Genomic DNA, 17,899 nt, shown 5'->3' with positions numbered 1-17,899 from the left:
TTTGTAGCTTCGCCGCCATGACGATCCAGCGCACCATGCCGCCATCACCGAACCCGGCCGCCCCTGTTGAGGCGACGCGGGTTACGCCGATGATGGAACAGTACCTTGAAATAAAAGCGGCCAATCCCGGCCTCTTGCTGTTCTACCGAATGGGCGATTTCTACGAGCTGTTCTTCGAGGATGCCGAAATCGCCTCGCGCGCGCTCGGCATCACCCTGACCAAACGCGGCAAGCATCAGGGCGCGGATATTCCGATGTGCGGCGTTCCGGTCGAACGCTCCGACGATTACCTGCACCGGCTGATCGCAGCCGGCCACCGCGTCGCAGTGTGCGAGCAGACGGAGGATCCGTCTGCAGCGCGCAAGCGCGGCAACAAGAGCGTGGTTCGCCGCGACGTGGTCCGGCTCGTCACGCCGGGAACGCTGACCGAAGACACGCTGCTCGACGCCAAGGCCAACAATTACCTGCTGGCATTGGCGAGGGCGCAAGCGTCCTCCGGGGGCGATCGCTTCGCACTGGCCTGGATCGACATCTCGACCGCCGAGTTCATGGTCACCGAATGCGGGGCGGGTGAACTCGGGGCGACGCTCGCGCGCATCAATCCCAACGAGGTGATCGTATCCGACGCACTTCATGGCGATCCGGACTTGCGCGCCCTGCTGCGCGAATTGCCGTCGGTGACGCCGTTGACCCGCGACGTGTTCGACAGCGCGACCGCCGAACGTCGACTGTGCGATTATTTCGCGGTCGCCACCATGGATGGCCTCAGCGCCATGTCACGGCTGGAAGCGACCGCGGCCGCCGCCGCCGTCACCTACATCGATCGCACTCAGATTAGCCAACGGCCACCGCTCTCGCCGCCATCACGCGAGGCGTCCGGCAGCACCATGGCCGTCGATCCCGCCACCCGCGCCAACCTCGAACTGACGCGCACGCTCGCCGGCGAACGGCGCGGTTCGCTGCTCGACGCCATTGATCTCACAATGACGGCGGCGGGATCGCGCCTCCTGGCACAACGGCTGGCGGCCCCGCTAACCGACACGACCGCGATTACACGGCGGCTCGATGCCGTCGCCGCATTTACATCCGACAGCCCGGCACGAGACGACATCCGCACCATCCTGCGGACTGCTCCTGACATGTCGCGGGCGCTGGCGCGACTCTCGGTTGGGCGCGGCGGGCCGCGCGACCTCGCCGGCCTGCGCGACGGTATGCTGGCGGCGGGCCAGGCGCTCGCGCGGCTTGAGGAGTTTTCCGATCCACCGGCGGACATCGCCGCGGCGATGCAGTCGCTGCGGCGGCCGTCCTGCGATCTCGCGCGCGAACTCGGTGATGCGCTGTCCGAAAGCCTGCCGCTGATGAAGCGCGAGGGTGGGTTTGTCCGCGAAGGCTACGAGCGCGCGCTCGACGAAGCGCGCAAGCTGCGCGACGATTCACGTCTCGTCGTCGCTGCGATGCAGGCGCGCTACGCCGAGGAGACCGGCGTCAAGACGCTCAAGATCCGTCATAACAACGTACTCGGCTATTTCGTCGAGGTGACCGCGCAGCACGGCGACCGATTGATGAGCGCGCCGCTCAACGCCACCTTCATCCATCGCCAGACGCTGGCCGGTCAGGTGCGTTTCACAACATCGGAGCTCGGTGAAATCGAAGCCAGGATCGCCAATGCCGGCGACCGTGCGCTTGGTCTTGAACTCGAGATTTTCGACCGGCTTGCCGAGATGGCAATCCAGAATGGCGAGGAGCTACGCAACGCTGCGCACGCCTTTGCGCAGTTGGACGTCGCGGCATCGCTCGCAAAGCTCGCGATCGACGAGAACTACACCCGGCCGGATGTTGATAACTCACTCAGCTTCGCCGTCGAAGGCGGGCGGCATCCGGTGGTCGAGCAGGCGCTGAAGCGCGCCGGCCATCCGTTCATCGCCAACGCCTGTGATCTGTCGCCAATCCCAAGCCAGACTTCGGGGCAGATCTGGCTGCTCACCGGCCCGAACATGGCCGGGAAATCCACCTTCTTGCGCCAGAACGCGCTGATCGCGTTGATGGCGCAGACCGGCAGTTTCGTGCCGGCGCGCCGCGCGCGCATCGGCATCATCGACCGGCTGTTCTCGCGCGTGGGCGCCGCCGACGATCTGGCGCGCGGGCGTTCGACTTTCATGGTCGAAATGGTGGAAACCGCCATCATCCTCAATCAGGCGTCGGAACGCGCGCTGGTTATCCTGGACGAAATCGGTCGCGGCACCGCGACATTCGACGGCCTGTCGATCGCATGGGCGACGATCGAACACCTGCATGAGGCCAACAAGTGCCGCGGGCTGTTTGCGACGCACTATCACGAACTCACCGCGCTCTCGGCAAAGCTGCCGCGGCTGTTCAACGCCACCGTGCGGGTCAAGGAATGGCACGGCGAGGTGGTGTTTCTGCATGAGGTACTGCCCGGCGCCGCCGACCGGTCTTACGGCATCCAGGTGGCCAAGCTCGCCGGGCTACCGCCGTCGGTCATCGCGCGCGCCAAATCGGTGCTGGCGAAACTGGAGGCGCAGGATCGCGGATCGACCGTGCGAACGCTGGTGGACGATCTGCCGTTGTTTGCGGTTCCGGCGCGCGCCGCCGACGAATCCGCACCGCCGAGCGAAACCGTTCAATTGATCGAAGCGTTGAAATCCCTGCATCCAGACGAGATGTCCCCGCGCGAGGCGCTGGAAGCGCTCTATGCGCTCAAGGCGAAACTGCCGAAACAGTAATCAGTGTTGCGATGTCGCGAAATCTCCCCTCCAATATCGATGTCGCCATTATCGGAGCCGGCGCCGCCGGGCTGGGCGCGGCCGATGCATTGAAAGACTCCGGCCTCTCCGTCGTCATGCTCGAAGCCCGCGATAGGGTCGGTGGACGCGCCCACACCATTGTCCCCGCCCCCGGCGTTGTCTTCGATCTCGGCTGCGGCTGGCTGCATTCGGCCGACAGGAACTCCTTCGTTCCGGTCGCAGGCAAGCTCGGCTTCGAAATCGACAAGACACCACCCCCATGGCGCAAGCGCGGCCTTGATGCCGGATTTCCGATGGCCGAGCACGAGGACTTCCTCGCGGCGCTGGATGCGTTCGATGAACGCCTCCAGCAAGCAGCGAAGAACGATGCCGATGACTCCGCCAGTCGCTATCTCGAACAAGGCAACCGCTGGAATTCGATGATCGACGCCATCTCGACCTATGTGAACGGCTGCGAACTCGACAGCGTCTCGGTTCGCGACACGAGCACCTACGAAGATACACGGGTAAACTGGCGGGTGCGCCGCGGCTACGGCGCGCTGATCGCCGCCTACGCCAAGCCGTGCCCGCTGGTGCTGAACACGCAGGTTTGGCGCATTGATCATTCCGGCCGGCGTATCCGTATCGAAACATCGAAAGGCGAGCTGTCCGCGACGCAGGTAATCATCACCGTACCGACCAACCTGCTCGCGAACGAATCGATCCGCTTCCATCCCGAGCTGCCCGCAAAAGTGGACGCTGCGGCCGGCCTGCCGCTTGGCGTCGACGACAAGGTCATACTGACCCTCGACGATCCGGAAGGCATGGTGCCAAAGGACGGCAACCTGAGCGGCGCCACCATGCGGACCAAGATGGGAACGTATCACTTGCGCCCGTTCGGCCAGCCCTGCATCGAGGGATTTTTCGGCGGCAGCTTCGCGCGCGAACTGGAAGACGCTGGCGATGGCGCATTCGCCGCGCAGGCGATCGACGAGATCGCGGCGCTGCTCGGTTCCGGTTTTCGCAGCAAGCTGAAACCGCTTGCGGAATCGCATTGGGCCAGCGATCCTTTCGCGCAAGGTGCCTATTCCCATGCCCTGCCCGGGCATGCCGGCGACCGCGCCGCGCTGGCCGCGCCCGTTGACGGCCGGCTGTTTTTTGCCGGCGAAGCCACTTCACCGAACTTTTTCTCCACGGCGCACGGCGCACGCGACAGCGGCGAGCGGGCGGCGCGGGAGGTGATGAAGGCGGCAGAATTGCCAAAGCGCTGATCCCCTATCGTCATCGGCAATACGAACGGCACGAAGAAATCGGGACAGCTTGCGGGTGCGTTGGAGCGGACCAACAACTTTCTCGTGCCGGTTATTTCCTCCGATACCGTCGTGCGTTTGTTGGACCGGTCGAGCTGAACAGGTCTGCCCTTGCAGACGTCACGATACCTCCAACCGATTTCTGTCGAAGGATCGCGGCGCCCGCGTCATGACTGTCCCTTTTCGATACAAAACGTCGCACTCGTGATGTGCGAAATGCACATTTTAACCCTTAATTAACGATGGACCTTGAAGACGGCGCGCCGACTTGCTTTGATCGGGACATGAGCACGATCCTGATCGAACTCCGGCCGGCCAAGGTCGCGGATGCATCCGCGGTCGCAGCAACCCATGACGAGTCCTGGCGTTCGGCCTATCAGGGCATCATCCCCGGCGCGGAGCTGGAAAAGCTGATCAACCGGCGCGGCCCGCACTGGTGGGACAGCGCGATCCGCAAGGGCAGTCGTATCAGCGTTCTGGTTTTCGGCGAGCAGGTTGCAGGCTATGCCAACTACGGCCGCAACCGCGCCCGCAGCCTGCAGTACGAAGGCGAAATTTACGAGCTTTACCTGCGCCCCGAATTCCAGGGCTTAGGCTTCGGCCGGCGGCTGTTCACCGCGGCGCGGCGCGATTTGATACAGAGCGGGCTGAAAAGCATGGTGACCTGGGCGTTGTCCGACAACGAGCCGGCGATGGAATTCTATCGCGCGCTCGGTGGCCGCATGGTCGCCCGCTCCTCCGAGAGGTTCGGGCCGAAGTCGCTCGACAAGATGGCGTTCGCCTGGACGAGTTAGAAGCCAGATCTCTGATCGCCATTCTTCAGCTCTCGGTCAGCGCCGGACATTGCCGTTCGGCATCCCCTGTGCCGGGCCATCCATCGTTTTTCGGAAGACTTTTCTCGAAGATAGATAGATACGCGCGTCAAGCCAGCGTATGACGACCATATGTTGACCGACGCTCTTCAATCATGGAGCCCCAATGCGTATCGACGCGATCTCGATCGGACCCAATGCGCCGCATGAGGTAAATGTCATCATTGAGGTGCCCGTCGGCGGTGAGCCGATCAAGTACGAGATGGACAAGAATGCCGGCACGCTGGTGGTCGACCGGTTTCTCTATACCGCGATGCGCTATCCCGGTAACTACGGCTTCATCCCGCACACGCTTTCGCAAGACGGCGACCCCTGCGACGTCCTCGTCGCCAACACACGCGCCATCGTGCCGGGCGCCGTAATGTGCGTGCGGCCCGTCGGCGTGCTCTTGATGGAGGACGAGGCCGGGGGCGACGAGAAAATCATCGCCGTCCCGACGTCGAAACTGACCCAGCGTTATGACAGGATAAAAAACTACAGCGACCTGCCGGATATTACGTTGCAGCAGATCCAGCACTTCTTCGAGCACTACAAGGATCTCGAACCCGGCAAATGGGTCAAGGTGCTGCGCTGGGGCAGCGCGGACGACGCCCGCAGACTGATCCTGGAGGGCATCGCGCGGGCCGGAGGGGCGTAATCAAGCGTCATCAGCCGGCACAGTCTTCGAAAAACGGCGCCGCTCGCGTCGCACGCGCATCCGTTAACCCAGAAACGAACTAGTCGGGCAACGACGGTCTTTTGGCGCTCATACCGTCGGCGCAGGCAGCCCACTGATCGCGCAGGCCGCGCGCAGCGTATTGACCAGCAGGCAGGCCACGGTCATCTGCCCGACGCCGCCGGGAACCGGCGTCACCGCGCCCGCGACCTGCATCGCCTCGTCGAATGCAACGTCGCCTATCAGCCGCGTTTTGCCGTCGGTTGTCGGCACACGCGTGATGCCGACATCAATCACGGTCGCGCCCGGTTTAAGCCAGTCGCCGCGCACCATTTCAGCCTTGCCGACCGCCGCATAAACCAGATCGGCGCGGCGACAGAGTTCGGGCAGGTTGCGGGAGCGCGAATGCGCGATGGTCACCGTGGCGTTTTCATTGAGTAACAACTGCACCAGCGGTCGTCCTACGAGATTGGAACGGCCGATCACGATGGCGTCCAGACCTTCGAGCGAGGAATGCACGCTTTTGGTCAGGATGATGCAGCCAAGCGGCGTGCATGGCGACAGGGCTGACAGACCGCCTGCGAGGCGCCCGGCATTGTAGGGATGCAACCCATCGACGTCCTTCGCCGGATCGATGGCGGCGATGATCGCCTCGGTATCAAGGCCCTTGGGGAGCGGCAATTGCACCAGAATGCCGTGAACGGCGGCATCCGCGTTCAATTCAGCGATCAGCGCCAACACATCGGCCTGCACGACGTCCGCAGGCAGCATGTGCTCGAACGACGCCATGCCGGCGGCCTGGGTCTGTTTGTGCTTGCTGCGGACATAGACTTCGCTCGCCGGATCGTTGCCGACCAGCACCACGGCGAGACCCGGCGTCAGCCCGTGGTCACGCTTCATCCGCGTCACCTCACCGGCCACCTGCGCACGCAAATCGGCGGCGATGACTTTTCCATCGATGATACTGGCCGCCATGCTGATCCTCAGTTCGGGCTATTTCGATTGAGCCGCCGTCAATTCACGCAGGGCGTTGCCGAGTTGACCGGGGTCGCCGTCGACAGCGACCTGCTTCAGCCGCGACGTCGCTCCCGCAAGTATCCGGACGTCGATTTTCCGCACACCCAGCGCCTTCGCCAACACCGCCATGACAGCGCGGTTGGCCTCGCCGCCTTCGGCAACGGCGCGGACGCGAACCTTCACCACCGGCCGGCCGTCGGCCAACATTTCAATGCCGTCGATCCCGTCGCGGCCGCCGCGCGGCGTCACCCGCAGGGCGATGCTGAGGCCCTGCGAAGAATACCGCCACGGCTCCATCAGGCCGCCGGTCAGAACACCGCAGGATAGATGTAATAGGTGATGACTCGCTGCATGAACAGGATGATCAGAATCAGAATGATCGGAGAAATGTCGAGCCCGCCGAGATTCGGCAACAACCGACGGATCGGCGCCAGCAGGGGTTCGGTGATCCGCTCCAGAAACTCAGCCACCGCGCCGACGAACTGATTGCGGGTATTCACGACATTGAATGCAATCAGCCATGACAGGATCGCCGAGGCAATCAGCAGCCAAACATAGAGGTCGAGGATGATAAGGACGATATCCAGTATGGCTCGCATGGCGGATTGGCTCGCGGGTTTGATCGTGAATACGACCAGTGGAGTGAATTTGACGTTCGCGACTTATTTGCCAGTGGTGTTGGATTCTGGCATTCGCAGGAACGCTCGGTGAAACCGGATGCGAATGTCAGGATCTGACCACCGGTATCTGATGTGGCTGCAATGCGGATGTTCCTTCACCTTGCCAAAAGTCCGTCAAGAGAACCTCCGAATTGCAGCCACACTAGGAGTATTGGTCTTCCGTGTCCCCTAGAATTCGAAGATTCGCCTTGTTACACAACCAAGGCAACGCGCTTCGAATTCGGAACGCGAGCCTGCTAAATATCGTTTCGGTTCCCGCTAAACAAGGGAACGCAGGGCAAATGACGCTCAAAGAGCCGATTCGCGCTGTTTTCGGCCGTTCTTGACTTGCCGTTGGCGAGGATTGTAAATGACAGCGTTTCGGTCGCAGCGCCCGTTTATTCGCCGCTGATCGCAGACGGGGCCATAGCTCAGCTGGGAGAGCGCGTCGTTCGCAATGACGAGGTCGGCGGTTCGATCCCGCCTGGCTCCACCATCGATTCCTTCAAGAAAACCGTTCTTCAAGAGAAGCGTTGCCGCGAACAGATCGGCGCTAAAGTCGTCGTCCCGCGCGAATTTTTCGAGAGCGTGAAGGTCTTAGGCGACGCTGGCGGTGGACGTCATGATCGCCGCCTCCGCATTTGGAAGCCGGCCACCCCCCACAGGACGAAGTCGCGCGGGAATAACCGAAGCAGAAACGGGATCACCTTGGTCCCGAGGCCGGGCAGCACGGCCCTTTTATTGGCCATGAGGCCGCGGTAGCCGTCCTGAGCAACATCCTTGGCGGAAACATTCAGGATCGCAGAGTCGAAACCGGGCGTCACGCCTGCCCGCGCCTGAAATTCCGATGGTACGGGGCCGGGACAGATCACAGTGACACGGACGCCGCGGGGACCTAGTTCGCCGCGCAGCGCTTCGCTGAACGACAGGACATAGGCCTTCGACGCATAATAGACTGCCATGCCGGGACCCGGCAGAAATCCTACAATCGAACCGACGTTGAGAATACCGCCGCGCAGCCGGATCACGCTTGCGGCGAAACGCAACGTCAGATCCGTCAGCGCCCGGATATTGAGGTCGATCATCGCAAGCTGAGCGGCGCGATCCAGTTCGGCGGCGCGGCCGAACAATCCATAACCGGCATTGTTCACGAGATACATGACCTCGACGCTCTCGGCGGTGAGCGCCGCAGCGATCCGGTCTGCCGCATCGGCCTCCCCGAGATCGCAGGGGATCACGATCGGAGAGATGCGGCCCGATGCGACGATTTCAGCCGCAAGTGCGTGGAGGCGGTCGGCACGCCGGGCGACCAGGGCCACCCGGTGCCCGTGCGCGGAGAACACCCGTGCCAGTTCGGCGCCGATCCCGGAGGAAGCGCCTGTTATCAATGTCACCGGATGGGTCACGATCTGCACTCTTGAATGGTTAGAAGATGACACGATCAACGTTCGGCGCGACGACGGGGCCTGCCAGCCTATCGCGCTACCCTCAGTTCTGCTTCGCACATTTGCCGATCAGGTCGCAGGATCTGGCGCTGAACTTTTGCTGCCGACGCGATGCTTGAGTTCGATACGATCGCGCGATGAAATGGCCAGAAGATCAGCGGCGCGCCACACGACATTCTCCTCGAATTCGCTGACGCGGCCGTCCGCATACACCAACTCCCACATCATTTCGACGATACGCAAGCGATCTTCATCAGTCAGCGAGCGCATCAGCACACTGGTGAATTGATAAAGATCGACCGCCTCGCCTTCCGCCAGCGTCGCAGACGTGATCAACTTGTTGGCGGTGCCGGGATCTAATCCGAAACGGGTTTCGATCAGCTCGTGCAGTTTGCGGATTTCCACGTCGGACGGCTCGCCGTCGAGCGAGATGACATGGATGAACAGCGCGGTCGCCGCAAGCTTGCAACCGGTTTCATCGAATGATCGATGGTCCGGTGCTTCGGGCGATATGACGTCGATGATGAAATGGCGCAATCTATCAAGCATTGGTCCGCCTACCGCAATGTTTGGAATGCCGTACGAGTGCGTTCATAAGCGCGCGGAAAGCAAAACATGCGCCATCCGCCAGAGTTTCTCGTAGCTGGATTACACACGTTGACAAGACTCAGCCCGCAGTTGGGTTACTGGCCGTGCTCCGCCAAGGTCTCGGCGCACTTTTTGCTCACCTTCGCACGGTGTTCCTTCAAGCATGTGAGAACGACCATGTCGCCATCATTCATTTTGGCTCGGCAATATTTGGCAACGTCGCGCGCGCACCCGGAATTGCGTTTCTCCGCCGCGGTCTGCGCCGACGCCGCGGCGGTGCCAGCGAGCAGGGGAAGAAGCGATAAAATGACGGCGAAACGGATCATTGGCGCTCCATCAAGTCAAGGTGACATCTGCCTGTATCGACGGCGACCGTCGGCACCAATATCTGCGGGATCGAACGATGAAAGAAGTGGTGCCGCTTAGGTGACTCGAACACCTGACCCCATCATTACGAATGAGATGGCCTGACATTTCCGGGGATTGCAAGGTTTTTCTTCAGATAGATAAGTCTCTTTAAAATCATTGTTTTATAGCTTATCATCATTTCCAGAGATTTCCTGAGTTTTCCAATCGGTGGTTACGCGGTGGTTCCTTGGCCGTCCGTGGTTCCTAGAGCGGAGTGCAGGTTTGGAAACACACTCAAAAATCACGAAGCAATTGGTCGATGGGTTGAAAGCCCGCGAGCAGGAATACTTCGTCTGGGATGGCGGCAAGGGCAGCCTGTCTGGGTTCGGCGTCCGGGTGCAGAAAAACACCGGAGCGATGTCTTATGTCGTGAAATATCGGGCTGGAGCAGGCCGTACCGCCCCCACCCGCCGGCTGACCTTGGCCAAGGTCGGGACCCTCACCCCTGACGAGGCTCGTGCTCAGGCTCGGAAAATGCTCGGGGCGGTCGCCAATGGAGCCGATCCGGCAGCTCAGCGGGCGGCGGAAAAGCGAGCATCAACCCTCGCCGAGGTCGCCGAGCAATTCCTGACTAAGCATGTAGCGGCCAAGCGGGCCGAAAACACGGAAGCCTCATATCGGGACCTATTGGAACGGCTAGTGCTGCCTGAACTGGGAAAGCGCAAAGCCGAGAAGGTCACCAGCGCCGAAATTCATCGCCTCCACTCCAAGCTTGGCGACCATCCATACCAGGCCAACCGCGCACTGCGGATCATGAGCAGCTTGTTCACCTATGCGGGCAAAGCCCATTTGGTGCCGGCCGGATTTAATCCTTGTCGGGGAATTGAGAAATTCCATGAGGAGGGCAGAGAACGCTATCTCAGTGGGGAAGAACTAGCGCGGCTCGGTGAAGCTCTCCGGGAAGCAGAAACCGTCGGGTTGCCGTATGCGGTGGACGACACCAAGCCGACGGCGAAGCATGCGCGGAAAGAAGAAAGCCGCCGCACCGTGCTGGGCCCGCATGCGGCGGCGGCAATCAGGCTCCTGATACTCACTGGCGCTCGGCTCCGCGAAATACTCCATCTCAAGTGGGACCAGATCGATTTCCAGCGTGGCCTGCTGCTTCTGCCTAGGAGCAAGACGGGCAAGAAAACTATCATCCTGAACGCCCCTGCCCTTTCGGTCCTTTCCGGCCTGCCGCGCGTCGGCACGTACGTCATTGCCGGCATGTCGGCCGGTCATGAGGACGAGCGTCCGCGCTCTGATTTGAAAAAGCCGTGGCGAGCCGTGTCTCGCCGCGCTGGCCTTGAATACGTGCGCATCCACGATCTACGCCATACGCATGCATCAATCGGCGCAGGCGCCGGCCTGGGATTGCCGATCATCGGTAAACTGCTCGGCCATACTCAGGCAGCTACCACCGCGCGCTATGCCCACCTCGACAACGATCCCTTGCGCAAAGCGTCAAATTATATTGCGAATGAAATTGCGGCCGCGATGGGCGAAGCGCCAGCGTCGCCCGCGAATATTGCCGATCTGTCGGAAGCGAAGAGAACAAAGAACCGGCGCGGCTAGGGTAGCTCCCGAAAAGCCAGTACCGCACTGGCCTGCCGCGTCGTCACTATGCGGATGCTCCGAGCGGAGGGGCGAATGATTGACGACAAGGCCGAGTTGAAACGGCGAGTTTTGAACAAGTACATCGAGCGTGGATGGAGCCTCGCAACGATAGAGCGTGTTGCGCTCCGGAAAGGCTTGACGCTCCCGATCATTGAACCAAAGCCGAGCGATCCACAAGAATCATACCCCGATCCGGCTATGTACGATCCAATGACCGTCACGGACTGGTCGCTGGCAATGGCAATTGCGTGGATATGCTGGCGGACGCCAGCTGCGGTTCAGCGGTGTTGGAATGCTTTCCGAGGGGAGCATCTCACTTGGACGTACTACAATTACAGTGGCTGGGTTCTGAAGCCTTGGGGCTTCATGTCTCTTGATCGTATGTCGTATTACGAAGCTACCGAATCCCCGCCGATAATGTCGCTCACCGCTGGCCGACAATCGCTATGGGAAGCGCTAACACACGATGAAATGAAGGCCACAGCAGTCGAAGCGACTACGGGAAAGGTTCTTCAGGTTGCTCCGTTTGAGTGGAGCAAGCTGGAACCGACTATTCATCGTGAGGATCAAGCGACCGACTGTCTGTCAGATCGCCATACTCCTACCAAGGAAAAATACCGCGACTTAACTTTACTCCGACGTGATGTCGTGAGCGTCTGGCCAGAGGTTTTCGTGCCCGCGTCGGCAAAAAGACGGACGTCACGACAAAACGTCATCGCAGCGGTCGCCGAACTGATCAATAAGAACCCGACAGCGCCCCAGGGACAGGCCGATGCATTGGCAGTCAAACTCGGCGCTAACCGCGATTCTGTGCGGGCTGCATGGAAACTGGCTCGCGAGAAACAGGGCAAGCCAGCCAAGGTTGGGCGCCCGCGCAAGAAATAGTCTGCGGATTTCAGCCAAAACTGCAAACGCGCAAGAATAAATAAGCCGCGCGTTTGCGCATTTAGGCCGCTAATTTTTCATCATCCATGTTCCTCGCATCGCGGAATTGCTCCGCATTGCGAGGACGAGATGGAAATTGATCCCGAAGAAAACGGCAGCGTGGACCGCTTGCTGCGGCGGAAAGAAGCCGCTCAATATGTAACGGCGACTTACGGCTTTCCGTGTTCGCCGAACACACTAGCAAAACTGGCTTGCGTCAGTTCTGACGGCCCGCCCTTTCGAATGGCCGGCCGCATTCCCCTTTATCCGCAAGACGGCTTGGACGCCTGGGCTCGCAGCAAGATCGGACCTTTGGTCCGCTCGACCTCCGAGCACGCGCGTCACGCAGCTTGACCCTCCCCAAACGAAAACCCGGCAGCACGATCCACATCTTGGCGGATCAAATCGTGCGCACCGGGCTCGCAGGAGTCTTTAACGTGCACAAACATACTCTCCACCCCCACATTTGTCATCCGCTTTCAGGGTTGCCGCTATTCGACTGGCATCCGTCGTTGACCCTGAATCCCGCCCCAACCGTTGTCCGAAAGCTGGCCCAGCGCTACGGCATCACCGTCCCTCACGCTCTCGTCATCGCTCGCCTTGCCGGTCTCGGCATTGAGACGGAGGCGCGGCAATGAGCAACAAAATCACCATCCGTCTGCCTGATGGGCGACGCCAGACGTTCGAAGGGCGCGAGGCCTGGACGTTGCGTCACCTCGTCAATGCCGGGCCTGCTGGCATCACAACGCTGGAGCAGCCCGCGCCGCGCTGGTCGCACTATGTGTTCAAGCTGCGCAGGGCCGGTCTCATCATCTCGACCGACCGGGAATCCCATAGTGGCCCATACCCAGGCAGCCACGGCCGCTATCGGCTCGAAACTCCGGTGACCATCGTTTCGGAGGATGCAGCATGAATAGCATCCTCAATGTGTCAGTTCCGCGTGAGCGATTCACACACGCCATCGAACATGGGCCGGAGCATCTTCGGCCCATTATGGGCGCGGCTCGGGATCACGGCGTAGGTGTTTGCGTCGTCCCTCAAGGTGCAGAGAGGTTCAATCCGCCGCGCAAGCGTCCGAACATCGTCATCGTCGGTGATGACATGCACGAGGCCAAAGGACCGAATGCTTTTCATCGTAAATCGCTTGTTCGCTTCATCAGGCGGGCGAGTGGAGCAGTCATCGTGTCATGCGCGCCATTGCCGGCCGCCTATGCCGCAGCCGCGACCAATGCAGCCGTGTTTCGTCAAGACATCCTGATTGTCGAAACCCGGCTTAAGTTCGAGCCGGCCTGGAAGACCTTCGTTGAATCTCATCATCCGGGCATTGCGCTGCTGCTCTGCACCGTCGAACCGCAGGGAGGCGTGCAATAATGGGCGCGGTCAATCAGGCTTTTGAACATAGCGGCCGGATCGATTTTGCGGCTGTTAGCCATGCCGCCCAGAGCGCCTTGGCCAGCCTTGTGCATGACTGGCTACCGGATGGAAAACGCGAAGGCTCCGAATGGGTCGATCGCAACCCGACGCGCTGCGATACCCGTCCCGGCTCCTTCAAGATCAATCTGTCCACCGGAGTGTGGTCGGATTTTGCGACCGGGGAAGCTGGTGGCGACGCCATCGATCTGCTGGCTTATCTCAAAGGGATATCAAAGCTGGATGCCGCACGAGCGATTGCACACCGGCTCGGCGTGACGGGTGGTACGGCGTCAACATCACACCCCGCGAAGCAGCCAAACCCCACACCGCCTCCGATCGATCTAAACGCGGCTCCGACATTCCCGCCCCGGACTCCGTCGGATCAGGACGGCAAGCCGCGTTTCGTGGTGGCGGGCGACGAGGGTCCGCGCATCCGGGACGACGAGAAGCGGCGTCATGTCTATCGCGTCGGTGGCGTGCCGGTTCGGATTAAGATCATGCGCAAGGACGGCAACGCGATGAACGTCTATCGCGTGATGGACACCGACGGCGCGACGGGCTGGCAGTACCGCAAGCCGGAGGGCTATGCCGCTGTCCCATACTTTACCGGCCGCAATCCGTTCGAGGGTGAGCAGGACCAATTCATCCACTGGTTAGAGGGCGAGAAGGATACAGAGACGCTCGCGCGGATCGGCTTACCCGCCTTCACCTTCGGAGGCTGTGGTGACGGTTTGCCTGCCGGTTGTGAGAAGTATCTGACCGGCCGCAATGTTGTGATCCTCGCTGACAATGACGACGAGGGTCGCAACCATGCCGACAAGAAGGCGGCTCTTGCATTTTCCGTGGTAGCCAGCGTCCGCCTCGTTCACTTCGACGACGTTCCGAAGAAAGGCGATGTCTCCGACTGGATCGAGGCCGGACACACGGCGGATGACTTGCGGGCCCGTGTCGATGCTACACTGCTATGGACGCCGCCGGCTGACGAGACAGGATCGGATACGAAGGAGGAGGATGCCGGCGCCACCGTTCTGCCCTATGGCTACAAATTCACCGAACGCGGGTTGATGTGGCTCAACCCGGATAGTGATGAAAAGCCGCCGATACAGATTGCCGGCCACTTCGACATTCTCGCAGAGACCCGGGACGGTGAAGGCGGCAGCTGGGGCTTGTTGCTCCATTGGAAGGACCACGATGGCCGTGAACACCGCTATGCGTTGCCGCGCGCCATGCTGGCCGGTGACGGGTCGGAGGCTCGTCGGGCCTTGCTCGATGGCGGCATGTTCATTGCTCCAAGTGCGGGGGCGCGCACGCAGTTCAATTCCTTCCTGCTCCAGGTACGTTCTCCGAACCGGGCGCGTGCCACCCAGCGCGTTGGTTGGCACGGTAACTCGTTCGTTCTCCCGGACGACTGCTTCGGCGCCGATCAGCGCGACATGCTGCTCCTGCAAAGTGCGACGGCTCACGAGCATTCATTCCGCCAGAAGGGCACGTTGCAGGACTGGCAGGACCAAGTTGCACGCTACGCGATCGGCAACAGCCGACTGGTTGTTGCGCTCTCGGCAGCATTTGCAGGCCCGTTGATCGGGCCGTGTTCGGCGGAGGGTGGGGGCCTGCATTTCCGTGGCGCCTCATCCACCGGCAAGAGCACGGCGCTTCTGGTGGCCGGTAGCGTCTGGGGTGGTGGCGAGGTCACCGGGTTCGTCCGTTCCTGGCGCGCTACCGCGAACGGCCTCGAAGGCGTGGCGCTGGGTCATTCCGATACGCTGCTCTGTCTGGATGAGCTTTCGCAGCTTGCGGCCAAGGATGCAGGTGAAGCCGCCTACATGCTTGGCAACGGCTCCGGCAAAAGCCGATCCTCCCGTGACGGGTCGGCGCGACGTGCCGCCAAGTGGCGCGTCATGTTCCTCTCGTCTGGTGAAATCAGCTTGGCCGACAAGGTTGCCGAGGATGGCCGTGGTCGTCGTCTCGCCGCCGGTCAGCAGGTGCGCATCGTCGACATTCCGGCCGATGCCGGCGCTGGTATGGGGCTGTTCGAGAACCTGCACGGCTTTGACTCCGCTGAAGCGCTGTCCCGTCATCTACGCGGTGCCACGATGCAGAACTATGGCGTCGCTGCTCGCGAGTATCTGGCTGCGGTGGTCTCCAACATCGACGTTCTTCGCAAACAGGTCACGGATCTGGTCCGTGCCTTCTGCGAGCAGTTCGTGCCAGCCGGCGCTGATGGGCAGGTCGAACGGGTAGCCCAGCGGTTCGGGTTGGTCGCTGCCGGTGGCGAGATTGCCGTCCGCTGCGGCGTCGTCCCGTGGCAGCGCGGCGAAGCGACCTTGGCCGCTGGCCGCTGCTTCGAAGACTGGCTTGCCGTTCGCGGCGGGATCGAACCGGCAGAAGCTCGCGAGGGCATCGATCAGGTTCGCTCGTTCCTTCTCGCCAACGGCATGGCCCGCTTCATTCCAGCTTGGGAAGATGACCAGGACAAGCGCATTCAGCCGCGCGACGTGGCCGGCTATCGCCAGAAGGTCGGCGACGGCTGGGACTACTTCATCACCACCACCGCATGGAAGGAAGAAGTCTGTCGCGCTCTCGATGCACGCCGGGTGGCGGCGATCCTCGATCAGAAGGGAATGCTGGTGACCGACAATCCGCGCCATCGGGCGAAGGTCGTTCGTGTTCCGGGACATGGCTGCTTGCGGCTCTATCACCTGCCAGCGCGCTTCCTGGAGGCCGACTGCGATGCATAGCTTCGATGACCTCGCAGATGACATCTCAACCCTGCTGAAAAACAGGGGTTACATGGGTTACAGGGGTTACAAGTTAGAAAACACGAGTCGAAACAATCTTGTAGCCGTAACCCCTTGTCGCGCGCCTATGTTACCCCTTGAGATCGAGGGGTTACAGCCATCGCACCTGAGGGGTAACAACAAAAGTGAGTCAGATCAGCTAGTTGTCAATGGTGTAACCCCTGTAACCCCCGTAACCCGTTATTTTGAAGAAGGGGAAGCTGCGAATGCTGACAACGACTTTCCTCCTGAATGGCTTGCAATTCTCGCAGGGCTGAAAGAGCGCGCGTCCCCTGATTGGATGATGCCAGATCGGTGGGAAGTGCTGCTGCACGACGCCGATCGATTCCTCGGCCGATGGTCATCGACGGCGCATGCGATGGGCTGGACCGCGCTCGATCTGTTTGGCGTCCACCCAACTCAGCCTGCTCGCCGGGTCGATGTCATGGGCCTGCTGCTTCTAGTCCAAGGCGGTGAGGTCATTGCGCTCACCGCGGAAGGTGCATTGATCAGACGAGCGAGCGGAGCCGTCTTGAGATTCTCCCGCCCCTCGCCGGGCGGCGTCCTTCTGTCGGAGGTCGCCCATGTCTGAAGGCTGCATGACACTCATCCCCTACGACAAACGTGAAGGCATTCCGCTCAACGTAGCCGCCGAACGCGCTGGCAAATCACCTGGCACTGTCCGTAACTGGTGCATCGAACACGGTATTGGTCGCAGGGTTGGCGGTGGCCAGTGGATTGTCAGCAAGGTTGCGCTGGCGATGTTCCTGGATGGCGACTATGAGGCGCTCCGCCGGTACAAAAGCGGCGATCGATCCAGCGATTGCGTCGTTGCTTACTTCAAAAGAGAAGGGTTAGAGCGCAAATAAAATTCGCGGCTCGTCCGATCCGGGAAAGACGAAGCAAGAAGCCGCTCCATAACGGCGCGGCTTTTGTCTGCGCAATTTAACGTGTGAAGGTACGCCTGCTTTCAATGTGGTCTAGCCTCGTAGCGAGTCAGCCACCATATAACCTGACTACCCCGAGAGGGTTATGAAATGAGCTACGATGACGAGTTGAAGGCACGGGAGCTTATTGAGCAGTACGCCGACGCGCCTCAGAGCACGGAGACTTCAGTACAGGAGTTCAAGAAAATGCTGAGGCATTTCCTTGAGAACGGCCCCGGCACGCGGGAAGAACGGATGCAAATCCTCATGCGCAATATGGTCGAGCTGCATGAAGAGTACAAAGACTTCCTCAACGACCGGAACTAAGTTCGTATTGCTAGGAGCCTTTCGGCGCGTGCAGGCTGGTTATGCGGGCGCGGGGTCGCCATATGAGCATGACAGCCGAGAGGATTATGAAGATGGACGACATAGAGATGCGCGTGCAGGAAATCATCGCGCAGTATGGTGCGGATTCCGATGAAGTCGCCCGGGCATTCCGAGATGATGCCGCCCATAGATTCCGACATGATGTCGCCCAGGGCGCGTGCCTCGCTGGCTGCTAAAG

Annotated in this window: 20 protein-coding genes and 1 tRNA gene; 14 read left to right on the top strand and 7 right to left on the bottom strand. The window is 61.0% G+C overall.

What is annotated here, in order from left to right:
• The first annotated feature begins 17 nt into the window (after positions 1-17).
• The 4 genes from mutS to ppa all read left to right on the top strand — a co-directional run bounded on the left by mutS (position 18) and on the right by ppa (position 5,563).
• Positions 18-2,744: a DNA mismatch repair protein MutS gene (gene mutS / locus B2M20_RS03140; RefSeq protein ID WP_079445646.1), complete on the top strand. Its 2,727-nt coding sequence runs from the start codon at positions 18-20 to the stop codon at positions 2,742-2,744.
• An 11-nt stretch (positions 2,745-2,755) separates the two neighbouring features.
• A complete protein-coding gene (locus B2M20_RS03135; protein ID WP_079445645.1) occupies positions 2,756-4,015 on the top strand; it encodes a flavin monoamine oxidase family protein in 1,260 nt (419 codons plus the stop codon).
• A 323-nt stretch (positions 4,016-4,338) separates the two neighbouring features.
• Complete coding sequence (locus tag B2M20_RS03130) at positions 4,339-4,848, top strand: GNAT family N-acetyltransferase (protein ID WP_079445681.1); 510 nt, start codon at positions 4,339-4,341, stop codon at positions 4,846-4,848.
• Positions 4,849-5,032: 184 nt separating this feature from the next.
• Positions 5,033-5,563, top strand: a complete 531-nt coding sequence (ppa, locus tag B2M20_RS03125) for an inorganic diphosphatase (protein WP_079445644.1) — start codon at positions 5,033-5,035, stop codon at positions 5,561-5,563.
• A 108-nt stretch (positions 5,564-5,671) separates the two neighbouring features.
• Here ppa and folD read toward each other — a convergent pair whose 3' ends face one another.
• Genes folD through B2M20_RS03110 form a run of 3 tightly spaced genes read right to left on the bottom strand, consistent with a single transcriptional unit; the run spans position 5,672 to position 7,197 of the window.
• Positions 5,672-6,556: a bifunctional methylenetetrahydrofolate dehydrogenase/methenyltetrahydrofolate cyclohydrolase FolD gene (gene folD / locus B2M20_RS03120; RefSeq protein WP_079445643.1), complete on the bottom strand. Its 885-nt coding sequence runs from the start codon at positions 6,554-6,556 to the stop codon at positions 5,672-5,674.
• An 18-nt stretch (positions 6,557-6,574) separates the two neighbouring features.
• Entirely contained in the window at positions 6,575-6,895 is a 321-nt protein-coding gene (locus B2M20_RS03115) for a DUF167 domain-containing protein (protein ID WP_079445642.1), read from the bottom strand.
• A gap of 11 nt (positions 6,896-6,906) precedes the next feature.
• Complete coding sequence (locus B2M20_RS03110; RefSeq protein ID WP_011313809.1) at positions 6,907-7,197, bottom strand: YggT family protein; 291 nt, start codon at positions 7,195-7,197, stop codon at positions 6,907-6,909.
• A 480-nt stretch (positions 7,198-7,677) separates the two neighbouring features.
• On the opposite strand from B2M20_RS03110, the gene B2M20_RS03105 reads away from it, so the two are divergent.
• Positions 7,678-7,753 (top strand) — tRNA-Ala (locus B2M20_RS03105).
• Between the two features lie 124 nt (positions 7,754-7,877).
• On the opposite strand, the gene B2M20_RS03100 is transcribed toward B2M20_RS03105, so the two are convergent.
• From B2M20_RS03100 to B2M20_RS03090, 3 genes are all read right to left on the bottom strand, one after another.
• A complete protein-coding gene (locus B2M20_RS03100; RefSeq protein ID WP_079445680.1) occupies positions 7,878-8,663 on the bottom strand; it encodes an SDR family NAD(P)-dependent oxidoreductase in 786 nt (261 codons plus the stop codon).
• A gap of 108 nt (positions 8,664-8,771) precedes the next feature.
• Complete coding sequence (locus tag B2M20_RS03095; RefSeq protein ID WP_079445641.1) at positions 8,772-9,251, bottom strand: tellurite resistance TerB family protein; 480 nt, start codon at positions 9,249-9,251, stop codon at positions 8,772-8,774.
• 134 nt (positions 9,252-9,385) lie between these two features.
• Positions 9,386-9,616, bottom strand: a complete 231-nt coding sequence (locus B2M20_RS03090) for a hypothetical protein (protein WP_079445640.1) — start codon at positions 9,614-9,616, stop codon at positions 9,386-9,388.
• 304 nt (positions 9,617-9,920) lie between these two features.
• Between B2M20_RS03090 and B2M20_RS03085 the strand changes: the two genes are divergently transcribed.
• The 9 genes from B2M20_RS03085 to B2M20_RS03045 all read left to right on the top strand — a co-directional run bounded on the left by B2M20_RS03085 (position 9,921) and on the right by B2M20_RS03045 (position 17,661).
• A complete protein-coding gene (locus B2M20_RS03085; RefSeq protein ID WP_079445639.1) occupies positions 9,921-11,252 on the top strand; it encodes a site-specific integrase in 1,332 nt (443 codons plus the stop codon).
• 75 nt (positions 11,253-11,327) lie between these two features.
• Complete coding sequence (locus tag B2M20_RS03080) at positions 11,328-12,179, top strand: hypothetical protein (protein ID WP_139372825.1); 852 nt, start codon at positions 11,328-11,330, stop codon at positions 12,177-12,179.
• Positions 12,180-12,655: 476 nt separating this feature from the next.
• On the top strand, positions 12,656-12,856 hold the full coding sequence (locus B2M20_RS18900; protein WP_139372824.1) for a hypothetical protein: 201 nt from the start codon (positions 12,656-12,658) through the stop codon (positions 12,854-12,856).
• Positions 12,853-13,131: a winged helix domain-containing protein gene (locus B2M20_RS03070; protein ID WP_079445636.1), complete on the top strand. Its 279-nt coding sequence runs from the start codon at positions 12,853-12,855 to the stop codon at positions 13,129-13,131. Before B2M20_RS18900 ends, B2M20_RS03070 begins: the two co-directional genes overlap by 4 nt.
• Positions 13,128-13,589 carry a hypothetical protein gene (locus tag B2M20_RS03065; RefSeq protein ID WP_079445635.1) on the top strand — a complete coding sequence of 154 codons (462 nt, stop codon included), beginning with the start codon at positions 13,128-13,130 and terminating at the stop codon, positions 13,587-13,589. Before B2M20_RS03070 ends, B2M20_RS03065 begins: the two co-directional genes overlap by 4 nt.
• A complete protein-coding gene (locus tag B2M20_RS03060; RefSeq protein WP_079445634.1) occupies positions 13,589-16,369 on the top strand; it encodes a DUF927 domain-containing protein in 2,781 nt (926 codons plus the stop codon). Before B2M20_RS03065 ends, B2M20_RS03060 begins: the two co-directional genes overlap by 1 nt.
• A complete protein-coding gene (locus B2M20_RS03055) occupies positions 16,362-17,000 on the top strand; it encodes a hypothetical protein (protein ID WP_079445633.1) in 639 nt (212 codons plus the stop codon). Before B2M20_RS03060 ends, B2M20_RS03055 begins: the two co-directional genes overlap by 8 nt.
• Positions 16,993-17,277: a MerR family transcriptional regulator gene (locus B2M20_RS03050; protein WP_079445632.1), complete on the top strand. Its 285-nt coding sequence runs from the start codon at positions 16,993-16,995 to the stop codon at positions 17,275-17,277. The genes B2M20_RS03055 and B2M20_RS03050 overlap by 8 nt, the downstream gene beginning before the upstream one ends.
• A 168-nt stretch (positions 17,278-17,445) precedes the next feature.
• Positions 17,446-17,661 (top strand): hypothetical protein, encoded by a 216-nt coding sequence (locus B2M20_RS03045; protein ID WP_079445631.1) that lies wholly within the window; start codon positions 17,446-17,448, stop codon positions 17,659-17,661.
• Here B2M20_RS03045 and B2M20_RS19945 read toward each other — a convergent pair.
• A partial coding sequence (locus B2M20_RS19945; protein WP_210189118.1) for a hypothetical protein occupies positions 17,658-17,899 on the bottom strand: 242 nt, incomplete at its 5' end. The genes B2M20_RS03045 and B2M20_RS19945 overlap by 4 nt on opposite strands.

The sequence above is a fragment of the Nitrobacter vulgaris genome (assembly GCF_002028545.1).
Taxonomy (GTDB): Bacteria; Pseudomonadota; Alphaproteobacteria; order Rhizobiales; family Xanthobacteraceae; genus Nitrobacter; species Nitrobacter vulgaris.
This window is presented reverse-complemented; position numbering and strand designations above follow the sequence as displayed.

Excerpts from the sequence above, each read along its gene's own strand:
- mutS (WP_079445646.1), top strand. The coding sequence starts at position 18 with ATGACGATCCAGCGCACCATGCCGCCATCACCGAACCCGGCCGCCCCT.
- B2M20_RS03135 (WP_079445645.1), top strand. The coding sequence starts at position 2,756 with ATGTCGCGAAATCTCCCCTCCAATATCGATGTCGCCATTATCGGAGCC.
- B2M20_RS03130 (WP_079445681.1), top strand. The coding sequence starts at position 4,339 with ATGAGCACGATCCTGATCGAACTCCGGCCGGCCAAGGTCGCGGATGCA.
- ppa (WP_079445644.1), top strand. The coding sequence starts at position 5,033 with ATGCGTATCGACGCGATCTCGATCGGACCCAATGCGCCGCATGAGGTA.
- folD (WP_079445643.1), bottom strand. The coding sequence starts at position 6,556 with ATGGCGGCCAGTATCATCGATGGAAAAGTCATCGCCGCCGATTTGCGT.
- B2M20_RS03115 (WP_079445642.1), bottom strand. The coding sequence starts at position 6,895 with ATGGAGCCGTGGCGGTATTCTTCGCAGGGCCTCAGCATCGCCCTGCGG.
- B2M20_RS03110 (WP_011313809.1), bottom strand. The coding sequence starts at position 7,197 with ATGCGAGCCATACTGGATATCGTCCTTATCATCCTCGACCTCTATGTT.
- B2M20_RS03095 (WP_079445641.1), bottom strand. The coding sequence starts at position 9,251 with ATGCTTGATAGATTGCGCCATTTCATCATCGACGTCATATCGCCCGAA.
- B2M20_RS03090 (WP_079445640.1), bottom strand. The coding sequence starts at position 9,616 with ATGATCCGTTTCGCCGTCATTTTATCGCTTCTTCCCCTGCTCGCTGGC.
- B2M20_RS03080 (WP_139372825.1), top strand. The coding sequence starts at position 11,328 with ATGATTGACGACAAGGCCGAGTTGAAACGGCGAGTTTTGAACAAGTAC.
- B2M20_RS03070 (WP_079445636.1), top strand. The coding sequence starts at position 12,853 with ATGAGCAACAAAATCACCATCCGTCTGCCTGATGGGCGACGCCAGACG.
- B2M20_RS03065 (WP_079445635.1), top strand. The coding sequence starts at position 13,128 with ATGAATAGCATCCTCAATGTGTCAGTTCCGCGTGAGCGATTCACACAC.
- B2M20_RS03060 (WP_079445634.1), top strand. The coding sequence starts at position 13,589 with ATGGGCGCGGTCAATCAGGCTTTTGAACATAGCGGCCGGATCGATTTT.
- B2M20_RS03055 (WP_079445633.1), top strand. The coding sequence starts at position 16,362 with ATGCATAGCTTCGATGACCTCGCAGATGACATCTCAACCCTGCTGAAA.
- B2M20_RS03050 (WP_079445632.1), top strand. The coding sequence starts at position 16,993 with ATGTCTGAAGGCTGCATGACACTCATCCCCTACGACAAACGTGAAGGC.
- B2M20_RS03045 (WP_079445631.1), top strand. The coding sequence starts at position 17,446 with ATGAGCTACGATGACGAGTTGAAGGCACGGGAGCTTATTGAGCAGTAC.